Below are 21,489 nucleotides of genomic sequence, written 5' to 3'. Positions count from 1 at the left end.
GGAGTTTCCGTTGGAGTTGGAGTCGGAGTTTCCGTTGGAGTTGGCGTCGGAGTTTCCGTTGGAGTTGGAGTCGGAGTCGGAGTTGGAGTTGGAGTTGGAGTCGGAGTCGGAGTCGGCGTCGGAGTCGGCGTCGGAGTCGGAGTTGGAGTCGGAGTTGGAGTCGGAGTCGGAGTCGGCGTCGGAGTCGGAGTCGGAGTTGGAGTTGGAGTCGGAGTCGGTGACTCCAAGTCGTCATTTACGATCGTACCTATGCCCGTCGCTTTAGTAATAGTCGCATTGACAGCGGTGCTGAGGTTGACGTTAAATGTTTCGTCAGTTTCAAACTTAGAATCGCCGTTGACAGCAACAGTAATGCTTTTAGTCGTTTCCCCGGCATTGAAGGTGAGGCTGCCTGTGGCCGCCGCGTAATCGCTATCAGCAGTGTTAGCAGTACCGTCTGACGTGGCGTAATTGACGGTGACGGGCAAGCTAGAAGCTGCTGAGAGAGTAGCGGTAAAGGAGGCGCTAGCAGTACCCGTATTGCCCTCGCTAACAACTACATCACCGATCGAGATACTAGGGCTGTCATCATTGGCGATTGTAGCAGTGGCGGTGCTGGTGGTGATAGTCGAACTTTCCGGCGCTGCGGTCAAATTTGGGTTGCTGAGGGTGACAATAATTGTCTCGTCAGGTTCAACTGCCGTTTCGCCCAAGACATCCACAGCAATAGTTTTAGTTGTTTCGTTGGCGGCAAAGGCGATCGTCCCTGTGGCGCTAGTAGCCCCGGCAGCATTGATAATATTGTAGTCAACGCCGTTGCTCGCGGTACCGGCGATCGCATAATTTACTGTACTCGCTACCCCCGTGCCGCCGCTGCGAGTGACGGTGAAAGTGACGGGTTTAGTGCCGGAATTGCCTTCAATTAAGGAACCTGTGGCTGGAGTTGTGAGTGCGATCGCATAAGCAATCGAGTCATTGGCTGCAATAGTCACCGTAGCATTGCTGTTGGCCGGTGCGATCGTATAATTCCCATTTCCCAAATTCAATCGCACCGTTTCTGCCAACTCCGGTATAGCGTCATCAACCGGAGTCAGAATCACATCCACAAAGCTTTGCCCGTTGGGAATAGTGACGGGAAAGGTACTGCCTAGATTGTAGTCAGCAGGGACAGCGGTGCTACTGCCATCAATAGCGAGATTCACTGTCAGGTTGCCTAATGTGCTACCAGTGCGGCTGATGCGAAAAGTGCCTGCGCTTCCACCTTCAATAGCTGTAGCGGTTGGGGCTGTAATGCTGACGATTTCTTGGAACTCAAAAGCACCGATGTCAGCAGCAGTGCCAGAGGGGCGAGGGAAGGCAGCGCCGCGCTGATCCGTAGGAGGTGCGATCCCGCTGTTACCCGCATCGATCGCGGGACTACCTGCATTCAGTGCGTGCGTCTGCGTAAGGCCGCCGTTAGGTGCCAGCGCTGCTAACCCAGGAGTTGGGTTAACGATGTCGCTGCCCGTCCCAAGCGTACCCGTGTTGCCGGTGAGATTCCCGATCAGGTTATTGTTATTCCCGGTGATGTTGCCAGAAACGTCGGGATTGATAGTTCCTGCTGCGGGAGAGGCATCAAAGTTAGCGGCGATGATAGTATTCCTGAGAGCGATCGTCGCCAGACTGCTGAAGATGCCACCCCCGTTGTCATTAGCGCCGTTGTTGGCATCTGAGTCAGCCGTGTTATTGGTGATGGTGCTATTAGTGATAGTCCCTGCAGTACCAATCCACCAGATACCACCTCCTCTTTCTAGTGCAGTGTTGCCCGAGAGAGTCGTATTGGTGAGGTTGAGAGTGCTACCGCCTCCGCCGTAGATTGCGCCGCCTCCCCAAGTAGCGTCGCTGGCTTTGTTGCCAGAAAAAGTGCTGCCAGTGATATTAAGCGTACCTTCGCTGTAAATGCCGCCGCCGCCTTGGGATGTCACCTCGTTATTGATGATGCTGCTATTAGTGACTGTCATCGTGCCTTGGTTTCTGATCGCACCGCCACCGAATGCAGTTGCTTTATTGTTAGTAAAGGTGCTATTAGTGAGTGTCGCCGTGCCATTATTGAAAAGAGCACCACCTCCTCCAGCAGTGTTATTAGAAAAGGTAACGTTGGTGAGGTTTAGCGTTACGCCATTGCCGTTACTAATGCCACCGCCACCAGCACCAGTATTAGCGTTAGCAAAGGTGAGGTTAGAAATGCTAACAGTGCCGTTAGTAGTGGTTAGTATCTGCACTAAGCTGTTACCGCTGACTGTCAAAGTAGCTGCGACTGGGCCGTTCAGAGTGACACTTTCATTAATAGTTGGTAATGTCGTAGCGAGGGCGATCGTGCCAGTAATGCCAGTCAGGTCAATAGTATCTGCGCCTGCGTTAGCATTGGCTAGGGTAATGGCATCTCGCAGCGAATTTGCGCCAGAGTCGTTGGTGTTTGTGACTGAGAAAGTAGCTAAAACGTGGCTGTAAGCTGCGATCGCCTCTTGGGTGAATGCCAAAGGTGTATCAATCGAACCAATTGTTACTTCTAAATCCCAGTCGCCGCCTAATGCAGCACTTCCTGTCAGGTTTTTGGAGGCGGCGATGTCTGCACCTGTGAGTTGATTGAGGCGTTGCAAGAACGATCGCCCCGCTATCGGTGGGGCGATTTCTGCCCCCACGTTGCAACCGTACAGGAGGATATCGGCGCTAGGGGCTAAGGCCTTTTTCCACTGCCCAAGTCGATCGCCGTATTCGTCTAGGTTGTCAGAATTTAGCTGAATTGACCCCAGTTGCACATTTCCAGGCCCGCCGTGAGAAACAATGTGAACGGCGGAAATATCGGTGTAGCTGGCTAATAACTCTGTAATTTGCTCGACTCCATCCGCTGCCCGATCGAGTATAAATATCTCTTTCCTTGGTTCGGGGCTTGGTGCAAGGCTTTGATAATCTTCAACGGTTGGGTCAATGACAACTATTTGCGTAATTTTTTGCATGATAAATTTTCCTCGTAGATGCAAGGGAAATGGAGCTTAAAACCCGCGATCGTCTTGCCAAAAGAATTCAAATTAGTATTGACAAACAATCATTTGAATCTACTAGCTACGTTTGGGAAAGCTTGTAAAAGGCAAGATATAATACTTAAGTCATAAGCAGCTTAGAGTCTTACTAAGACAACACAAGAAGCAAATTTGTTCCCAATCGTAAAAATTAGTCAGTAAATATAGCGATCGACCCGATCGCGCATTCGAGCCCCGACTTCTTTAAGAAATCGGGGCTCTGTTCTGTTTGTTCAGGTGGGCTTACTTATTTGGAGATACTAGCGAGAATGCTTTCCATCTCAGAAAGCTCGACCGCCCCGGAGAAAGTTTTACCGTTCATAATAAAGAAGGGAGTGCCTTGAATGCCCAGTTGTTGAGCGAGTTGCACGTCTTTGGCAATGGCGGCTTCGGCAGCGGGGCTGTTGCGATCGGTGTTGAATTTATCTAATTTTAGATTGAGCTTTTGGGCGATCGATCCGTACAATGGTTCGCCTAAATCTTTCTGCCCTTCAAACAAAGCGCTGTAATATTCCCAGAATTTGCCCTGTTGGCCCGCTGCCCAAGCTGCTTTAGCTGCTGGCAGCGCTTGAGGGTGAATTGAAGTCAAGGGTAAATGCTTGTAAGCTAAAGTAACTTTGTCCTGGTGTTTTGCCATAAACTGCTTGACAGTATCGTGAGCGCGCGCGCAAAACGGACATTGAAAGTCAGAGAATTCTAAAAGTACAATCTGCTGCGAAGCTGAACCCGTGGTGGGAGAATCCCCGATCGCAGATTTGGGATTAGTTTTCATCTGCTGCAAAAATGATTCCTGCGCTGCTTTGAGAGACTGCTGCTGCTGTTGCTGGTACGCTTGTACCGAATCTAAAATTGCTTGCGGGTTTTCGCGGATAATCTGCAAGACTTGCTCTTTCAACTTGGGATCGACTGAATTGCCAGCCGCTGACTGTGCGGGGGAACAACCGATAAATACCAGGCAACCTGCCAGGAGTACAGCCAAGCAGAAGGCTTGCTGGCTGCGGAGTTTTCGCCAAATAGTGGATGGGTTCATCTTTTTTTCTCATTCACGGCAACACTTAATCGTACATTTAAATTTGCGGAGTGTCAGGTATACCGCAGTTTACTGTTGTGCAGCTATTTTTAGCTTTGAGCAATAATTGGTAATTCGCCATCGGTAATTGGCAAGGTTTTTTACTTACCCGAATAGCTACGAGTCCAATAATTAATATTTAAACAATCGGGATTTAGTATTATAATCTTATGTTCTGTCGAACGACCGCTATCAAAGATGTTTGTAGTGAAGACTAAATTTTGAGTTAGTTTGATGATGACTAAAATCCTCCCTAAAAATGCAATCGCAGTTATTTTCATACAGGAATAGATATAATATCTAGTCCGATCGATTGACCGTAATATCCCGGTCGGGCAGGTTTTTGAGATAGTCAATTATATCGTTTCCGGTTGCATGGGCACGATCGAGTCAAGGTCGCGCAATTCCACATTCCCCCACTCCCTACTCCCAACAGACCATCATCAGGAGTGTAACCGGAATTGATATTATTGGCAGATCTTGTTGGTGCACCCGCCCCTAACTGATTTCGGGGGAAGCGAAGCGGAGGGAATCGACCGGACTAGATACAAAAGATCAAAGGACGATCGCCCGGGCGATCGTCCTTTGATTTGCTGCACGTACTCTCAGCTTTCAAGCTTGTCTGAATCCAAGACTATTTGCGGCTGTTGAGCCATTTAGCAGCAACTATTCCCAAAATACCCGCCACAATTGGATTTCCCAAAAACTTCATCAAACTCGGCTGTTCTGCCAGCACTTCTCGGAAAATATCCGGGTGATTGTGATAGGTAAATGAGGCCAGCTTGGTAACATCGTCAGCATTCATGCGGCTGGCGTGGTGGGTAGAAAGTCCTAGCTGCTTTTCTAATTGACGATCGTCCAATCCTCTCTTGCCCAAATGCTTGAAGAATTCCCGCGCCACGTCGTCGCGTTCGTTTGGCTTAATTTGGGCGATCGCCTTTTGCAATTCCGGTTCCAACTGCGCCGGCGGCAGGGAGTCGTGATTCAGAGAACGCCCGAATAATTGTTTGCGCTGATCGGGCGAAGTTCTCTGAGCAAAATCGTCAAAATTTTCGTACTCTTCACCGGTTGTCTCCGGCATCATTTCTCGATTTCCCTGGGCCAAATCGCTCATGATTTGACGCTTGTAACTATCGCTGCTACTCATGGTAAATCTCTTCCTATCTACACAACAGTTCTGTCTCTACTTGAGATAACTTCGCATTCAAAAAACTGCCGAATATTAAACCGCCGCGCCGCTATCATTCAAGCTGGCTAACCAGGTCAAGACTTGTATTCTATTTGATTTGATTGCTGGTCGTACTTAGCCGTCAAAATCAGTTTTTTGTCAGGAGCATACACCAAAACACTTACATCCTGATTGGGAAAATTGCGGTGAAAACCTTGTGCTAAAGATTTGGCTAAATCTTTCACTTCTGTAGGGCGGACTTGCTGGGTAACTACTACTCCCAATTTGTTATTGTCGCGCACGTAAGCATCCTGAACCAAGCCTTTAGCGGTCTTTGTTACCCATTGACCAAAATCTTGACCTGCGGCGGTATTGCCACGTTCTAGCTGTGCGTAATAACCCTGACTGCCACCAATTGCTACAGGTACATCAGTCGGTTTTTGGGCTGAAACGCTGGGCGCGCAGGCAGTAGTAACTGCTAGCATTAATACCAAAAGTACGCCCGCAATTATTTTGCGACTCTGCTGCAATAAACTCACCTTTTTTCCTCCGTTCCTCAAACATTTGGAATACTTGAAAGGGTCAGTTTGCTCGACCCTCTCAATTAGTATTAGGCTCAGTCTAGTTTCTTTTTGAGCTCATCTTTTACATCTTCGATCGCGTGACCAGCTTCAGCTTGTGCCTGCTTGGCTTTGCCTTCGGCTTTATCCTTCGGGTCTCCAGTAACCTTACCTATGGCTTCTTGAGCAGCGCCTTCGATGTTTTTGCCAGTTGCCTTTGCTCTATCTTCAACGCTCATGACTTTCTCCTAATCTGTATCTAATTTGACGTTTTTTACTGAATAAACTCATCATAGGTAACTAGGAGCTGCGTTGCACTCTACCTCTAGGAAGAAAGAATGAAGAAAAAATGAAGATGGAAGATGGAAAAATAATTTTTCCGTCTTGGACAGACTGCCACTTTCGTACTTATCGGTTTTTTTTACCGTTTTTGCTGCCTGCAATGAAGTATTTCTGTGAAAAAACGGGTGGATGGTCACCCGTGCCTCGAAGACTGTTTTTTTAAACCAAAAATAATTTCAAATTATAAATTTTTTATTTAATTCTGCTTTCTATCTTTTGCCAGAAAAAAGCGGGTGCGGGACAGACCGAATCTTACCCCCACCCTAAAAAAAATCGTATTAGTTTTAATCAACCTTGTGATGACATTCCGTATCTATTTTGTGCTGAAGTTCTTCTTTCAACTGTTCCACAGCTCGCATAGTTTGAGCATCTTTTTGTTTGTAATCGCCGAGGGATTTTTCTGTTTCCTCGCCCAGCAATGTTTCCTTTGATTTTGGTAGCGTTACTTGAGTAGTGCTGCCAATGTGGGTCGCGTTTTCTTCAATACTCATTTGTTTTGACCCTATTGTTGGTAAAAGTTATTTTTAACAAGGCTAGTTAAAACTTAACCTTATGCTTAAGATAACGCTAATCACGAAGCCTTCCCTCTGCCTGAAGATAGATAGGGACTGGGTAATATTTTGTAGCTTTAAACTAAGAGAAATTAAGGAGACTTCGATCTGTCGGAAGAAAGATATGGAAAAGGGATGAGTGCGTGAGTGTGTGAAATTCTTGATGACTCACAAGGCTATCCGGTCAATGAGTTGGGGAGAGGGGACGAGCGGGAGGGCGGGGGATGGGGAGAATTTTGCTGCAGCGCGCGATCGTTAAGCGGCAAATATTGTTGGATGAGGCTCTTCCGACATCCGTAAAATATGAAGAGAGAAATAGGCGACAGTTTAGTGCAGACTTAAGTCTATGCTGAGAATTTGACCGTAAAAATCCACAGGGTACAGCAATTCCCCTGTTTTGTGGCGATCGGGTTAAATAATCTGCTAAACAAGAGTTAGCCTCAAGGCTAAGTTTCTGCTGAATCGAAGAAAAATTTCTGTTATTAGTAATAAACTATCTAAAACCTTATGGGAGCAACGAGCAGTAACCCCCTCGAAGCAGCCGGCCCGACTCGTGAGCCGATCAAAATAGGCGTTTTGCATTCGCTGACGGGCACGATGTCCATCAGCGAAATTTCTGTGAAAGACGCAACGCTGTTGGCTGTTGAGGAAATTAATGCGGGGGGAGGGGTACTCGGACGCCCCTTGGCAGCAGTTATAGAAGATGGAGCCAGCGATTTGCAGACTTTTGCTCAAAAAGCTAAGCAATTGCTTCTAGAAGCGCAGGTGGCGGTGGTATTTGGCTGTTGGACTTCGGCGAGCCGCAAGGCTGTACTGCCGATTTTTGAGCACGGCAGAGGGTTGCTGTTCTATCCGGTGCAGTATGAAGGGCTAGAACAGTGTCCGAATATTTTCTACACTGGTGCTGCCCCGAACCAACAGATTGTGCCTGGGGTGAATTACTTGCTGGCACAGGGGAAGCGGAAAATTTTCCTGTTGGGTTCGGACTATATCTTTCCCCGGACGGCAAATCGGATTGTGAAAGCTCAACTGGCGGCACTGGGGGGAGAGTTGGCGGGGGAAGTGTATCTGCCGCTGGGTTCTAGGGAAGTGGGCGAGGCGATCGCACATATCTTAGCAGTGAAACCGGATGCTATTCTCAATACTCTCAACGGCGACAGCAATGTGGCTTTTTTCCACAAGCTGCGGGAAGCTGGCTTGAAACCCGAGGATTTTCCGGTGATGTCGGTCAGCATAGCAGAAGAGGAAGTGCGGGCGATCGGGCCGTCCAATATTGCCGGACATTTGGTGGTTTGGAACTATTTTCAAACGGTAGATACACCGGAAAATCGTAAATTTGTCCAGGCTTATAAAGCCCGATACGGGGAAAATCGAGTCACGGATGACCCGATCGAAGCGGCTTATTTGGGCGTTTACCTGTGGAAGCAAGCAGTAGAAAAAGCTGGTTCGACAGATGCGGTTAAAGTCAGGGCGGCAGCTAAAAATATCGAGTTTGCAGCCCCGTCGGGCAAGGTAAAAATAGATGCCCAAACGCAGCATATCTGGAAAACAGTGCGGATTGGTAAGGTGAGGTTGGACGGTCAAATTGAGGAGATTTGGAATTCGGGTGTATCGGTGCAGCCAGATCCTTTTCTCAAGGGCTATGCCTGGGCGGCGGCACTTGCTCCGAGGCCGATTTCTCTGGGAACTCGGGCGTCTTTGAGCGGGCTGTTTGTCATCTTGGTACTGATAACTTGGATGGCGGTGGGAGTGGGGTGGATGGGTTCTGCGGAGATGAAGAACTATTTGCTGGCAATAGAGGCTGCCTCAGGTCCGGCGGCGGGGGTTCCCGAAGCAGCAATGGTGGTGCTGGTCGAGCAAACTCTATTTGTGGCGAGCCGCACTCAGCACTGGCTGATGGGGGCTTTGGTTTTGAGTTTGATCGCGGGGATAGTGGCTTTTGTGTCGGTGTCGGCAATTATTCGGAATCTCGGCTTGCTGCGGGAAACAGCAGAACAGATGGCTAGCGGTGATTTGACGGCTCGATCGCCTGTTGTTTCTAATGACGCGATCGGCGTGCTATCTTCTACTCTCAATACAATGGCTCAGCAAATTAGCAGTTTGCTCAACGGTTTGGAAGTGCGACAGCAGCAGCTAGAGGAACGATCGCGCGAATTGGAAGTTGCTAAGAACGCTGCTGAAGCTGCCAACCGGGCGAAAAGCACATTTTTGGCAAATATGACTCATGAGTTGCGGACGCCCTTGAATGCGATTATCGGCTACAGCGAGCTGCTGCAAGAAGAGGCTCTGGAACTCGGCGAAGAAGAGTTTGTGATGGATTTGGCAAGTATTAATATCGCAGGCAAGCAGTTGCTCAACATTATTAGTGACATCTTGGATATTTCTAAAATTGAAGCAGGAAAGATGACTCTTTTCTTGGAGAATGTTGAGGTGTTGGATTTGATCGAGCAGGTTGTCACTACTGTTCAACCCATGCTCGGGAAAAATGGCAACACTTTGATCGTCAATTGCGATCGCAATATTGGCACGATCTACTCCGATTCGTCGAAACTGCGGCAAGCGCTGTTGAATTTGGTGAGCAATGCTGCTAAGTTTACCGAGCGAGGCAAAATTACGATTAATGTTTGGAAGGAAGAAGGGGAGGTTTTGCGGGTGGAGAATTCTGAAAAACTCCCGGCAGATCCTTGTCTGTGTCAACAGCCTTCGATCGTGTTTCAAGTAAGCGATACTGGCATCGGCATGACTGAGGATCAGTTGTCAAGGCTGTTCGGAGCTTTCACCCAAGCGGACGATTCGACTACCCGCAGGTATGGCGGCACCGGTTTGGGGCTGACAATTAGCCGGAAGTTTTGCCAGATGATGGGCGGGGACATTACGGTTGAGAGCGAGTTTGATTGCGGTTCTAGTTTTACGATCCGGTTGCCGATTGAGATTACAAGCCAGAAAAAAGTTGCGCCCGATCGACGAGAAATCGCAGAAATCCAGGCCGAGTCCTCCCTAGGGTTAGAGACGAGTGCAGCGGCGACAGGAGTGAAGCAAAAAGAAGTGCGAGTTCCAGCGCTGGATCTGCCCGATGCTGCTACTGTGCTAGTGATTGACGACGATCCAGACGCGCGCGATTTGATCGCCCGGTGCTTGTCTAAACATGGATTTCGGGTGCGATCGTCGGCTAGCGGTCAAGCGGGGCTTCTGTTGGCTAAGGAGTTGCTGCCGGATGCGATTACTCTGGACGTGATGATGCCGAGTATGAACGGCTGGGCGGTGCTGTCGGCGTTGAAAGCAGATCCGGATTTGACTAATATTCCGGTGATTATGTTGACTTTTGTGGACGACAAAAATCAGGGTTTGGAATTGGGAGCGGCGGAATATTTGGAGAAGCCTTTAGATTACAAGCGCTTTGCTGCTTTATTGAGCAAATATCAGGGTGTGGGGAAGTAGTTATTAGTCATGTCAATTCTGGTTGCACGAGCAAGATATTGTTTGCTGTTAACTGTTGGCTGTTGACTAAAATTATGCTTTCGCAACAACTGACTGTTTAGACATTGGAACAATACCGATGCAACAGCAAACAATATCAGCAGTCATTAGCCCTTGAACTCTGAAATGTGAAAGATGAACTATTAACAGTTATAGCGTATTCCAGGTTGATGAAGTACACCCAAAAAACCGGGTTTCTTTACAGTTATCGCATCATTACTGATTCTGTTGCTCGAAACCCGGTTTTTCGCGATCTGCATCTAAATGGAATATGCTGTATACCAACTGCGAAGAAGCTGAGGAAGTTATTAATTGTTGAAATTATTGCTTGGATAGTTTTCTGCAAAAAATCTTCTGCTATAAGTGTTAGCACTTACAAAAAAAAATTAATAATATTTAATCGAGATCCTGCCAACGGTTCAGATAATGTTGTTGTAACTAAAAAGTGAGGTTTTGTGGATTGAGTAGTTCGCTTTGGCAGCGAGTTCAAATTCTTTGGCTAACCTGTGACCGCATTAGGAATAGAGATTTGCAGCGCTTTTGCGATCGTGCTTTTCCTGACCCAATTGAGCTATTTAACAATGGCGAAAGGATTGTTAGGCATTGCTGAATCACGGTAGGAAAATAGATAAGTTGGAAATTCCGAAGCTGTTCTGAAACGCTGGTTTCATTTTTTGCAGATTGAGTCGTTCATACCGTAAATCAGCAACCCCTCTCTGGCGTTGGTTGGAGCATTGTTCCAGTGAAGGTAGGTTACGAAGGTCGATCGCCTGCATCGCTCGCCAAAGTTGCATCGGGTGCTGCCGATTCTAGCTCTGGTGGCAGATGGTTGGTAATGAAGGAACTCCAATGAGCTATCCCATTTGAATCAAATTCCATCTGCAAAATTGACGCATTCGGTACTCTAAATCCTCGCGAAAATCCCAAAAGCCGAGTCATCGCAACGGCATCAATTACCGTTGGGTTAGCCAAAATCTGCCACAGCATTGCTTTGATAAAAAACCCATGTGAAAAGACAACTACAAAACCGGATTGTTGTTGCAACTGGTTCAGGAAAGTTCGGACTCGTTCCATCAGTTGAACCAACGATTCGGCGTTGGGTCCATCGACATATTCAGGGTCGCAGCGGTCCCAGTAAGCTTTGCTCAAAGGTTTGCGAGCCTGAGTTGTGGTTGGTTGGTCGAACTGTAAGTCCAGATAGGTAAATTCCTGAACTTGCCAAACCTCAACGGGTGTATGTGGAAATTGTTCAATCAATGGTTGAGCAGTGAGTTGTGTTCTTAGATAAGGTGAAGTTACAATCAAGTCTGGAGTTTGTTTAACGGCGGTTGGAATACATTTTGATTGTCGATCGCCCAACTCACTTAAGGCATTTTCATGCGGTCCAAGAGTTGCCAACCCTGCATTGGATTGACTTTGACCGTGACGAATAATCCAAATGGACACAGTTTGATATTCCCTCTCATTTAATGGATAAAAATCACTTCAAGGGTGTTGCTGAATCACGGTAGGAAAATATATAATAATTTGGAAATTCCGAAGATGTTGTGAGGCGCTTGTTTCATTTTTTGCAGATTGAGTCGTTCGTACCGTAAATCAGCAACGCCGATGCTTAAAATTAGCAGAGTTAAATAAATCAATTGAGACGATTCAATTGCTCGATCGCCTTCGTCAATAACTTGTCTAAAAAAGTTTAATTAGTCATTAGTTAACAGCGAAAAACTAATAACTAATGACTAATGACTAATTAATCTAAGAAGCCCATTAATGTTGAGCTATCGTCAATTTCGTTTGAGGCAATGGGGCGGTTTCCTCCCATTGTGGAGTAAACTTCATCAATGTGCAGAGTGCTGATGGCAATAGGGCGAGCACCGGACATACTGAACATTTCGCTGACTTGCATGGCGCTGGAGCCGATCGGGCGGTTGCCCATTGTCGCAACCACTTCAAAGTCGCTGGATTCGACCGGGCGATTGGCTACAATGCCGTAAGTTTCGCTGATATGCAGGGTGCTGGCGCCGATCGGGCGGTTCCCCGAAATCGAGACGGTCTCGCTGATGGTAAAATCGTCTGGGCCGACGGGACGGTTGTCATGCAGGAGTTGCGGCCGATAAAGTTGAATTCCTGTTGCTTTGGCATCCGTGGGTTCTGCCGCTTGGCTTTTGGAACCGCCTTTGCCGCGGCGGGCGATCGCTTTGCTTTTGCCTGTACCTGTACTGCTCGTATCCATAATTCTTTTCCTCGCTTATTGCTGTTGATTGCTGGGTTCGGACAACTGCTTTTTTTGGCTTTCTGCTTTCTATTTCGGGCGATGATTAAAATAATATTACAAAGTCTAACTATTTTCTGAACGAATTGCAGGATCTCTGCATTTTTGTTAAGATTTATGGGTAATAGCTACATTTTCCTATGGTAACTGCGGCAGCATCTTTTCAATTGCAAGCGCCCTTCCAGCCCACAGGCGACCAACCGCTAGCGATCGAGCAACTTGTCAAAGGCATCGAAGCGGGCGATCGATTTCAAACCTTACTCGGTGCAACAGGTACGGGCAAAACGTTCTCCATTGCCTCGGTCATTGAAAAAGTCGGCAGACCCACCTTAGTCCTAGCACACAACAAAACCCTGGCAGCTCAACTGTGCAACGAACTGCGAAATTTTTTCCCGAACAATGCAGTTGAATACTTTGTCAGTTATTACGATTACTACCAACCTGAAGCATACATCGCCGTCACCGATACTTTCATTGAGAAAACGGCAGCAATTAACGACGAGATCGATATGCTGCGGCACTCCGCGACGCGATCGCTCTTTGAACGCCGCGACGTGATTGTAGTTGCTTCAATTAGCTGCATCTACGGTTTGGGAATGCCCGCAGAATACCTGAAAGCATCTATCCCTTTGCGAGTAGGAATGGAAGTCAACCAGCGGCAAGTTTTGCGCGATTTAGTCAACGTCCAATACACTCGCAACGACATAGATTTAGGCAGAGGCAAATTTCGAGTCAAAGGCGATGTGTTGGAAATTGGCCCCGCTTACGAAGATAGAATTATTCGCGTTGAATTCTTCGGCGACGAAATTGATGCCATTCGCTACGTTGACCCCGTAACAGGTAAAATCCTGCAAAGTTCGACGGCTTTAAATATCTATCCAGCCCGCCACTTTGTCACGGCAGAAGATAAATTAGAGGCAGCTTGCCAAGGAATAGAACTCGAATTAGAAGACCGACTGGCAGAATTTGAAAAAGAGGGTAAACTATTAGAAGCTCAGCGGTTGGAACAGCGGACGCGCTACGATTTGGAAATGCTGCGCGAGGTAGGTTACTGCAACGGAGTAGAGAATTATTCGCGGCATTTAGCAGGGAGAAATGCCGGGGAACCGCCGGAATGTTTGATTGATTATTTCCCGAAAGATTGGATGTTGGTGATAGATGAATCTCACGTTACAGTGCCCCAAATTCGGGGGATGTACAACGGCGACCAAGCGCGCAAAAAAGTATTGATCGAACACGGTTTCCGCTTGCCCAGCGCTGCCGATAACCGCCCTTTAAAAGCAGAGGAATTCTGGGCAAAAGAAAATCAGTGCATCTTTGTTTCTGCTACGCCTGGGGATTGGGAAATGGAACTGTCGGAAGGCAGAGTTGCAGAGCAAGTAATTCGCCCAACCGGAGTAATAGATCCGACAATTTTCGTGCGCCCGACGGAAGGACAAATCGACGATTTGTTGGGGGAAGTTAAGGAGAGAGTAAGTCGGGACGAGCGAGTGTTGGTGACGACATTAACCAAGCGGATGGCGGAAGATTTAACCGAATATTTGCAGGAAAGGGGAATTAGAGTGCGGTATTTGCACTCAGAAATTCAGTCGATTCAACGCATCGAAATTATCCAAGATTTGCAGGATGGTAAGTTTGATGTATTGATTGGTGTTAACTTGCTGCGGGAAGGTTTGGATTTGCCGGAAGTTTCGCTGGTGGTAATTTTGGATGCGGATAAAGAGGGGTTTTTGCGATCGGGACGTTCGTTGATTCAAACGATTGGAAGGGCGGCGCGGCACATTGAGGGACAGGCTATTTTGTACGCGGATAATTTGACGGATAGTATGGTTAAGGCGATCGACGAAACGGATCGGCGCCGGGGGATTCAGCTAGCGTACAATAAGATGCACGGGATTACGCCGCAGCCGATCGCCAAAAAGCGATCGAGTAATGCGATTTTGGCATTTTTGGATGTGTCGCGCAAGCTGAATTCTCAGCAGTTGGAGGAGGTTTACGAACAGGTAAACGAGTTATCTTTGGATGAGATTCCTCAGTTAATCGGGCGGTTGGAAACGCAGATGAAGGCGGCGGCTAAGAAGTTGGAGTTTGAGGAGGCGGGTAAATTGCGCGATCGAATCAAGCATTTGCGGGATAAGCTATTGGGAAATTAAGCTTGTTGTCAGGGAATTGAGGGGGATTTTTAACCGCAGATGCACGCAGATAAACGCTGATGAATTGCTGAAGTCTGCGACTTTGCAGAGTTTTTGCAGGAAAAACAGGAAAAAGTGCGATCGTATTAAGCCTTTAGGTGAAATGCGATCGCCCTTTACCATTGTCCTATTTTTTGAATGGGAAGGGCGATCGTACTTTTTACCAGCTTCCTAGTCGATATGCTGCATATTCGCGATCGGATAAGTTCTGGTCTGAACGCTAACCCTCAGAAGGATAATATAGCTGCTGTCGCAGTCCGAGGTTTTCCGCTTTTAAGTTTTCGTGATCGCTGTGCAGGTCATACTCTAGGTAAGATTGCCTTTCCTCAAGATTCGTGCACTTTTGCTCGAGGTGTTGCATCCGAGTCAGAAGGATTTCGATGTTCTCAAGCAGACTGCGGATAGGATCTGTCAGATCGGAGGCCCGCTGAGCCCGGGGTTGGTTGTTTTGCGGATTAGTATCTGCTATCATGAGTTTGATATCTCAAAAACTACAAGAATCTCTAGAACGGCTTGATACAGGTCTGTGCAGCCGCTTCAAGATTCAGAATTACAACAGAGCGTCCCTATTACTTGGCGGTGTTAGGGACGTTCTTTATTATTAGCACATTTGCCAGCTAGTCGTCAAGGCTTTGTATGATTTTTTGTGTCAACAATAGCTCCTATTAATGATTTGACATAAAATTATTGTGTAATAAGAACTTTTCCACAAGAATGGTAAAAATTTGTGGTTATTAGGCTACCTTTAGGCTACCTTATGGACAGTAGATAAGCTTCAAACCCTATCAGGGATTGAAACTTGACGTAACTTAACAAGTTTGAAAGTGCTTAACCTTGTTACAAATTATATAAACCCCTGTTAGGATTGAAACACCATGATATTTTGTTTAAATTTTACAAATATATTTACGAGGCTCCAACTTTTATTAATCCCTAATAGGGATTGAAACTAACTGGTGAGGAATTACCTCACATTGAGATGACGAAATATGAACTATAGTAAAGTTAGTCTTATTTACGATCGCCCCTCAACCCCTCTGACTTTCCATCCTCTCCACCTCAAAAATTTCCTATATTGGGAATAATGAATCGCGATCGCCCCTTAACCCCTCTGACTTTCCATCCTCTTCACTTCAAAAATTTCCACAACGCCCGCCAATTTTATATATTTGTTCCCAGCGCTGGGAATCGCGATTCCTCCACCCCTCTGATTTTCCATGCTGTCCACCTGATTCGCAATCTTCTTGCTAGCAAGATTTTGGAGATCGCCCTAACATCCCTCTCTCCTCCGCGTTAATCCGCGTGCATCTGCGGTTTCAATACTCCATCATCGCCTACTGACCGATCGCGACAGCATCCGTACTGCTAGCAAAAGCTGGACTAATAAATTCCTCCTTCTCTTCCAGCGTGATGTAACCCTTATCTACAGCTAGCTGCATCACTTCCTGAAGAAAACCTCTGAGCACATCTAATACGTGAGTGCGATCGAACTCAAAATGATTTTCCCAGCAGGAAGTTCCCCACTTGCTCAAAGTACAGCTAATGCGATCGTCTGTGGGTACTAACTTGATAGTTAGCGTACAACTTTCAGCAAAATCTATTTCTATTGGCTTACCTTGTGACAGTTTCCTAATTTGTTCCGGCAGATTATCGTCCAAAATCATACAGATATCAGGATCTAAAAATACCTGTATTCTCTCATCACCTATTTCTAGTAAAACTTTATAATCGTACTCAAAACAAAAACGCCGGATAGCCATTTCAAAATGAGTAAGTTCTCCCAATGGATCTTCTGGAGGATCTGCGTAATTTTCTAAAAAACGTTCTCCTAACTGAAAATTAAATTTTTGACTATTATTCATCCTCGCTCCTCCTATCTAATTATGAAAAATTTGAACTCTTTACTACAGGATAACCGTACTTCAGTGTGCCATCAGGTTTTCTTTTTATTTTCGCGCAAGTAACACTTTCGGTTATCGTTCCATCAGGATGGTAAACTCTACCGATGGCACGTTGAAAATCAATGATATATTTACCGGAATATTTGGGTATCAATTGCTCGGCCTTTATCCAATATGAGGATTTAACCACTGTCCTTGATCCTTGTTGGTGCTTGTCGATCTTCCCATAAGTTCATGGGGTTTAAGTTGGGGGCCGTGATGACGAGCAATATGGTCGTAAGCTTTCATTGATTTAGGATTGTTCCATTGGGGTTCTGTTCCTCTACCTCTCCATTCACAACCGCTGCCAACCTCTACGCTAGAATCTATTATATCCTGTTCTATAATTTCTGCCACTTCGGTATTTTTTTTAATTGGTACAACATACATAATATAAAAAAGTGGTAAGTTGGGCGAAGTGAAACATAGGGTTTGTTACCTCAACCCAACCTACTAATAAACTTACGGTGTCGGATTCGGATACTTAGCGTGCACCCCATCGATTTCCGCTACGATCTCCTTATCCAAATTAACCTCCAAACTACCGATATTTTCCTCCAACTGTTCGAGGCTGGTTGCACCGATAATTGTGCTAGTTACAAACCAGCGCGATCGCACATACGCCAAAGCCATCTGCGCCGGACTTATCCCATGTTTCCCCGCAATCTCAACATAGGCTTTCACCGCATCATTCACATTAGTTTTATCGTAACGCTGACCAAATCCAGCGAATAAAGCCAACCTAGAATTTTCGGGAATTCCATTCAAGTATTTACCCGTTAACAGCCCAAACCCCAAAGGACTGTAAGCCATCAATCCCACATTCTTAAAACGGCAAGTTTCTGCTAAATTTAGGTGAAATGTCCGATTGGTCAAACTGAAAGCATTCTGAATCGAAACAACTTTCGGCAAACCGTGTTTTTGGGCCAACTCGCAAAACTCGCAAACTCCCCAAGGCGTCTCGTTACTCAAACCCAAATAGCGGATTTTCCCAGCTTTAATCAAATCAGCAAATACCTCTAACTGTTCCAAAATCGGTACAGTTTCGTGCTCTTGGGCGATATCGTAATCCGACGCGCCAAATAGCGGCACGTAGCGATCGGGCCAGTGGATCTGATACAGGTCTATGTAGTCGGTTTGCAAGCGCTTCAGGCTGTCATTCAGGGCTTTTTCGACATTTGGGCGATCGATCTGATTTTTCCCTTCCCGAATCCACTTTAATCGAGTGCTTCTACCCGCCACTTTAGTCGCTATAATGACTTTATCCCGCTGCTGTTTCGCCAACCATTCGCCGATATATTCCTCTGTTTTACCCTGAGTTTCCGGTCTTCCAGGGACGGGGTACATTTCTGCCGTATCGATAAAGTTGATGCCTCTATCGATCGCAAAATCGAGCTGTTCGGCCGCTTCTGCAACGGTGTTCTGCTGGCCATAAGTCATCGTACCCAAACAGATTTCAGATACTGATAAATCGCTGTCGCCGAGTTTTTTGTATTCCATGATTTCGCTTGCTGGAAAATTATATAATTCTATATTACAGAAAAACCTTGATTTAATTGACAGCTCCAGAAAAGTGCGATCGGCTTTCTCCTCTCTTCCTCTTTTCCTCTGCGCTCTCTGCGCCCTCTGCGGTTAAAAAAATTAAAAGATATCCGCACTTAAATGTTAATATAAATAATTCGTATTCCTCTGATGTATGAGTATTCGCTCGCCAAAAGTTCCATTTGTCAACCTCTCCCTGCAACACCAACCAATCCAATCTCAAATAACAGAAACAATTGGAAAAATTATCCAGAAAGGAGACTTTATTTTAGGTCAAGCACTCGCGGAATTTGAAACAGCATTTGCAGCAGCTTCTGGAGTAAAATACGGCGTAGGAGTGGCTTGCGGAACAGATGCGATCGCCCTGGGACTCCAAGCTTGCGGCATTAATCCTGGCGACGAAATTATCATACCCGCTAACACTTTTATCGCCACCGCGATCGCCGTCCTCGAAGCCAAAGCTATACCTATTCTTGTAGATTGCGACCCGGAAACCGCCCTGATTGACCTCACAGCAGCCGAAACAGCACTTACCTCCAAAACTAAAGCAATTATTCCCGTACATCTCTACGGTCAAATGGTATCGCCCCGGCAGCTTTTAGATTTTGCGAACCGCCACGATTTAATCGTATTTGAAGATGCCGCCCAAGCGCACTTAGCCGAAAGAGAAGGATACCGCGCGGGTTCCATTGGGAAAGCAGCAGCATTCAGCTTTTATCCCAGCAAAAACCTCGGTGCTTTTGGCGACGGCGGGATGTTAATTACTAACGATGCACAACTCGCAGAAAAAATGCGAACTCTCCGCAATTACGGAGCACCTAGCAAATATTTGCACACAGAAATTGGCACCAACAGCCGCCTCGACAATTTGCAAGCGGCCGTGCTCAATGTTAAATTGCCTTACTTAGAACAATGGAATCGCGATCGCACCGCCGCCGCCCAACACTACGATACTCTACTAGAACCTCTGAAACACAAAGGCATTGTACCCATCGCCAACCACAGCAGCAGCGGTCACATTTATCACCTATATGTTATCCAAATTACTGAGGAAAGCTCGATCGACCGCAACACCCTTCAGGAAAAACTCGCCCAACACGGCATTCAAACAGGTATACACTATCCCGTACCTTGTCACCTGCAACCCGCCTACCAAAACTTAGGCAATCGCGGCGACTTCCCCCGCGCAGAAACCCTGTGCGAGCAGATTTTATCATTGCCAATGTATCCCGGATTGAGCAATACTCAGATCGAGCAAGTTGTTCGGGCGATCGTACTATCATTGAATTGCTAATTGTTCGTAAAACTTATGCTGCAGGTGTTTCAAGCAGTAAGGTGCGGTTCTCAAAGCATTTTTGTGGGGAATTAACAATTCTTTAACTGACTGTTTAAAACCGCACACCGTTGCGAATCCAGCGCGGCAATCTCAAAACTTCTCAAACCATGCACATCCAGCGCAAAATTCGCCTTGTTGTCAAGCGATACCTCCTGGGGGAAGGTATCACGGTACTCCTAGTGCTGCTGTACGCCCCCCTGCTAGTACACTGGTACGACGGTTGGTTCAACAAAAACATCAGCATCGAACACGAATATTTCAGCCACGGACTAATTGGTTTGCCTTACGCTGCTTATATTGCTTGGATGAACCGAAAGTCCTGGCGCAGCTTGCCCAACTCACCGCATCCTTTGGGAAGCTTTTTGCTGGTACTAGGAACGCTTTTTTATCTGAGTCGCTTGAGCGACTTAGTAAATTTATCCTTGCTAGTAATGTTGGTCAGTATTTGCTTATCTTTAAAAGGAATTCCCGGCTTAAAATTGCACGCGATGCCGCTTTTATTCGTATTTCTGGCCTCGCCCAACCACATTCCTTACCTCATAGAACCCTACGCATTGCCGTTACAGCACTTCATTGCTGAAATATCAGGCTTCATATTAATTAAGGTTGGTCTCAACGTGACAGTGCAAGAAATTTATCTCTACGTAAACGATCGCATTGTAGAAGTTGCTCCCCACTGTGCAGGCTTGAAAATGCTGTTTACCAGTCTTTACGTCAGCTTAATTCTGCTGGATTGGACAGGAGTTTGGCACGACCAAAAAAGAAGCCTTTTGTTTTTAGGGATTACATCCATCCTTAGCATCAGTTCAAATATCCTCCGCAACACCTTGCTAACTTACTTTCACGGCACCCAGAAAGAAGGGCTTTTTACTTGGCTGCACGCCGGATGGGGCGGAGACTTGTATTCTGCTTGTATACTAGGCTTATTGGTACTTATCCTCAACGGGATGGAAAAGTATTTCCCAAGCCAGTCTGTAAATTAGTGAAACAAATGATTTCAGCACGCAAACTACTGCGACGGTACCAATTATCTAAAATTTTGGTACTGGTGTTTTTGCTGGTACTGGTTGGGACAGTAGCAATTCCGGGCTACGCGACAGGAAGGTGGCCTTGGACAAACCCGCCAACCGTTGCCAACCTCAAGCAATTGAAAAATTTGCGCCAAAACGGCATGACACTTCCCGGCTGGCAGGTGATCCGCATCCAAAATAACGTCCAAATTGGCGGTCACAGGTGGTTAGTTGAAGAAATTAAAAACGATCGAACAATTGCCATTTTATTGCTGTTGCCTCAAAATGACCCCAAAAACCAGCCGCAGGTAGAATGGCTCGATATCGATGGATTTCATCGGTGGCAAACAGATTCTCATCGCATTTTGAGGTTTACAGTTAAATTAGCGTCAATACCCGACAAGCCACCGACTAATGTCGAGGCCAGGTTTTTCCGAAGCTGGACTCCGCAACAAACTTTTGCTGTCGTGCAGTGGTACGCTTGGCCTAACGGGGGTTCTCCAACAACCAGCCGCTGGTTTTGGGAAGACAGCATTGCTAGACTGTCGAACCGCCGCGCCTCTTGGGTTGCTGTCAGTATCATCCTTCCCATTCAACCGCAGGGCAGCATTAAGATAGCTCAACCCTTGCTCGAATCTCTCGGCGAAATTGTCCAGGCTAAATTAATAGCAGAAACTTTCTGAGTATAGTATAGTTGTGACTGCAATTTTATGCGGGGATATTTGAATATTATAAATTTATCATACCCAATGCGACGATTAAAACCCCTATCCTGGGCGATTAAAAGCCGTCTTCTACTATTTTCTATAGTCCTGGACGCATCAATACTAAAAAAACCGGGTTGTGACCATTTTTCAATGTCTGGATGCAGTATTTTCGCAACAAAAACCCGGTTTATGACCGCCCGTGCCTCCATTGCTACTAACAAAGCCCGCCCGCGCCTGCCAGAAAAATCAATGGGAAAATTTCAACCGAGCCAGTTAATACCTGTTGAA

The 21,489-nt window shown here is 46.5% G+C and carries 18 protein-coding genes; 6 read left to right on the top strand and 12 right to left on the bottom strand.

Annotation, left to right across the window (positions count from 1 at the left end; translation table 11 throughout):
- From QUA80_RS12155 to QUA80_RS12130, 6 genes are all read right to left on the bottom strand, one after another.
- Positions 1-2,975 (bottom strand): DUF4347 domain-containing protein (locus tag QUA80_RS12155; RefSeq protein WP_333424744.1); only part of this gene is annotated, 2,975 nt, incomplete at its 3' end.
- A gap of 310 nt (positions 2,976-3,285) precedes the next feature.
- Positions 3,286-4,068 carry a DsbA family protein gene (locus QUA80_RS12150; RefSeq protein ID WP_333424742.1) on the bottom strand — a complete coding sequence of 261 codons (783 nt, stop codon included), beginning with the start codon at positions 4,066-4,068 and terminating at the stop codon, positions 3,286-3,288.
- Between the two features lie 673 nt (positions 4,069-4,741).
- Positions 4,742-5,254: a hypothetical protein gene (locus tag QUA80_RS12145; RefSeq protein WP_333424740.1), complete on the bottom strand. Its 513-nt coding sequence runs from the start codon at positions 5,252-5,254 to the stop codon at positions 4,742-4,744.
- Positions 5,255-5,370: 116 nt separating this feature from the next.
- On the bottom strand, positions 5,371-5,814 hold the full coding sequence (locus QUA80_RS12140) for a hypothetical protein (RefSeq protein ID WP_333424738.1): 444 nt from the start codon (positions 5,812-5,814) through the stop codon (positions 5,371-5,373).
- 77 nt (positions 5,815-5,891) lie between these two features.
- The gene (locus tag QUA80_RS12135; protein ID WP_332981854.1) at positions 5,892-6,074 is read right to left on the bottom strand and encodes a CsbD family protein; all 183 of its coding nucleotides are present in this window, start codon (positions 6,072-6,074) and stop codon (positions 5,892-5,894) included.
- A 387-nt stretch (positions 6,075-6,461) separates the two neighbouring features.
- Positions 6,462-6,668 (bottom strand): hypothetical protein, encoded by a 207-nt coding sequence (locus QUA80_RS12130; protein WP_333424736.1) that lies wholly within the window; start codon positions 6,666-6,668, stop codon positions 6,462-6,464.
- A 567-nt stretch (positions 6,669-7,235) separates the two neighbouring features.
- Between QUA80_RS12130 and urtA the strand changes: the two genes are divergently transcribed.
- Together urtA and QUA80_RS12120 are read left to right on the top strand one after the other, a co-directional pair.
- Positions 7,236-10,166: an urea ABC transporter substrate-binding protein gene (gene urtA / locus QUA80_RS12125; protein ID WP_333424734.1), complete on the top strand. Its 2,931-nt coding sequence runs from the start codon at positions 7,236-7,238 to the stop codon at positions 10,164-10,166.
- A 167-nt stretch (positions 10,167-10,333) separates the two neighbouring features.
- Positions 10,334-10,654, top strand: coding sequence for a hypothetical protein (locus QUA80_RS12120; RefSeq protein ID WP_333424732.1), 321 nt, complete (start codon positions 10,334-10,336; stop codon positions 10,652-10,654).
- 304 nt (positions 10,655-10,958) lie between these two features.
- On the opposite strand, the gene QUA80_RS12115 is transcribed toward QUA80_RS12120, so the two are convergent.
- Both QUA80_RS12115 and QUA80_RS12110 read right to left on the bottom strand, forming a co-directional pair.
- On the bottom strand, positions 10,959-11,651 hold the full coding sequence (locus QUA80_RS12115; RefSeq protein ID WP_333424730.1) for a histidine phosphatase family protein: 693 nt from the start codon (positions 11,649-11,651) through the stop codon (positions 10,959-10,961).
- A 301-nt stretch (positions 11,652-11,952) separates the two neighbouring features.
- The gene (locus QUA80_RS12110) at positions 11,953-12,435 is read right to left on the bottom strand and encodes a hypothetical protein (RefSeq protein ID WP_333424729.1); all 483 of its coding nucleotides are present in this window, start codon (positions 12,433-12,435) and stop codon (positions 11,953-11,955) included.
- Positions 12,436-12,614: 179 nt separating this feature from the next.
- Here QUA80_RS12110 and uvrB point away from each other — a divergent pair, with 179 nt between their 5' ends.
- The gene (gene uvrB, locus QUA80_RS12105; RefSeq protein WP_333424727.1) at positions 12,615-14,627 is read left to right on the top strand and encodes an excinuclease ABC subunit UvrB; all 2,013 of its coding nucleotides are present in this window, start codon (positions 12,615-12,617) and stop codon (positions 14,625-14,627) included.
- A gap of 259 nt (positions 14,628-14,886) precedes the next feature.
- On the opposite strand, the gene QUA80_RS12100 is transcribed toward uvrB, so the two are convergent.
- From QUA80_RS12100 to QUA80_RS12085, 4 genes are all read right to left on the bottom strand, one after another.
- A complete protein-coding gene (locus tag QUA80_RS12100) occupies positions 14,887-15,138 on the bottom strand; it encodes a hypothetical protein (RefSeq protein ID WP_333424725.1) in 252 nt (83 codons plus the stop codon).
- A gap of 862 nt (positions 15,139-16,000) precedes the next feature.
- Positions 16,001-16,528, bottom strand: a complete 528-nt coding sequence (locus QUA80_RS12095; protein ID WP_333424723.1) for a hypothetical protein — start codon at positions 16,526-16,528, stop codon at positions 16,001-16,003.
- A 204-nt stretch (positions 16,529-16,732) separates the two neighbouring features.
- Positions 16,733-16,996 (bottom strand): hypothetical protein, encoded by a 264-nt coding sequence (locus tag QUA80_RS12090; protein ID WP_333424721.1) that lies wholly within the window; start codon positions 16,994-16,996, stop codon positions 16,733-16,735.
- Positions 16,997-17,068: 72 nt separating this feature from the next.
- Complete coding sequence (locus QUA80_RS12085; protein WP_333424719.1) at positions 17,069-18,106, bottom strand: NADP(H)-dependent aldo-keto reductase; 1,038 nt, start codon at positions 18,104-18,106, stop codon at positions 17,069-17,071.
- A 196-nt stretch (positions 18,107-18,302) separates the two neighbouring features.
- Between QUA80_RS12085 and QUA80_RS12080 the strand changes: the two genes are divergently transcribed.
- The 3 genes from QUA80_RS12080 (at position 18,303) to QUA80_RS12070 (ending at position 21,177) form a co-directional block, all read left to right on the top strand.
- Positions 18,303-19,442, top strand: coding sequence for a DegT/DnrJ/EryC1/StrS family aminotransferase (locus QUA80_RS12080; RefSeq protein WP_333424717.1), 1,140 nt, complete (start codon positions 18,303-18,305; stop codon positions 19,440-19,442).
- 149 nt (positions 19,443-19,591) lie between these two features.
- Complete coding sequence (crtB, locus tag QUA80_RS12075) at positions 19,592-20,467, top strand: cyanoexosortase B (protein WP_333424801.1); 876 nt, start codon at positions 19,592-19,594, stop codon at positions 20,465-20,467.
- 8 nt (positions 20,468-20,475) lie between these two features.
- A complete protein-coding gene (locus tag QUA80_RS12070; protein WP_333424715.1) occupies positions 20,476-21,177 on the top strand; it encodes a cyanoexosortase B system-associated protein in 702 nt (233 codons plus the stop codon).
- Positions 21,178-21,489 lie beyond the last annotated feature (312 nt).

Origin of the sequence: Microcoleus sp. F4-D5 (assembly GCF_036704885.1) — a bacterium.
Taxonomy (GTDB): domain Bacteria; phylum Cyanobacteriota; class Cyanobacteriia; order Cyanobacteriales; family Microcoleaceae; genus Microcoleus.
The sequence above is the reverse complement of the archived record's forward strand: the minus strand, read 5'-3'. Positions and strand labels throughout refer to the sequence as shown.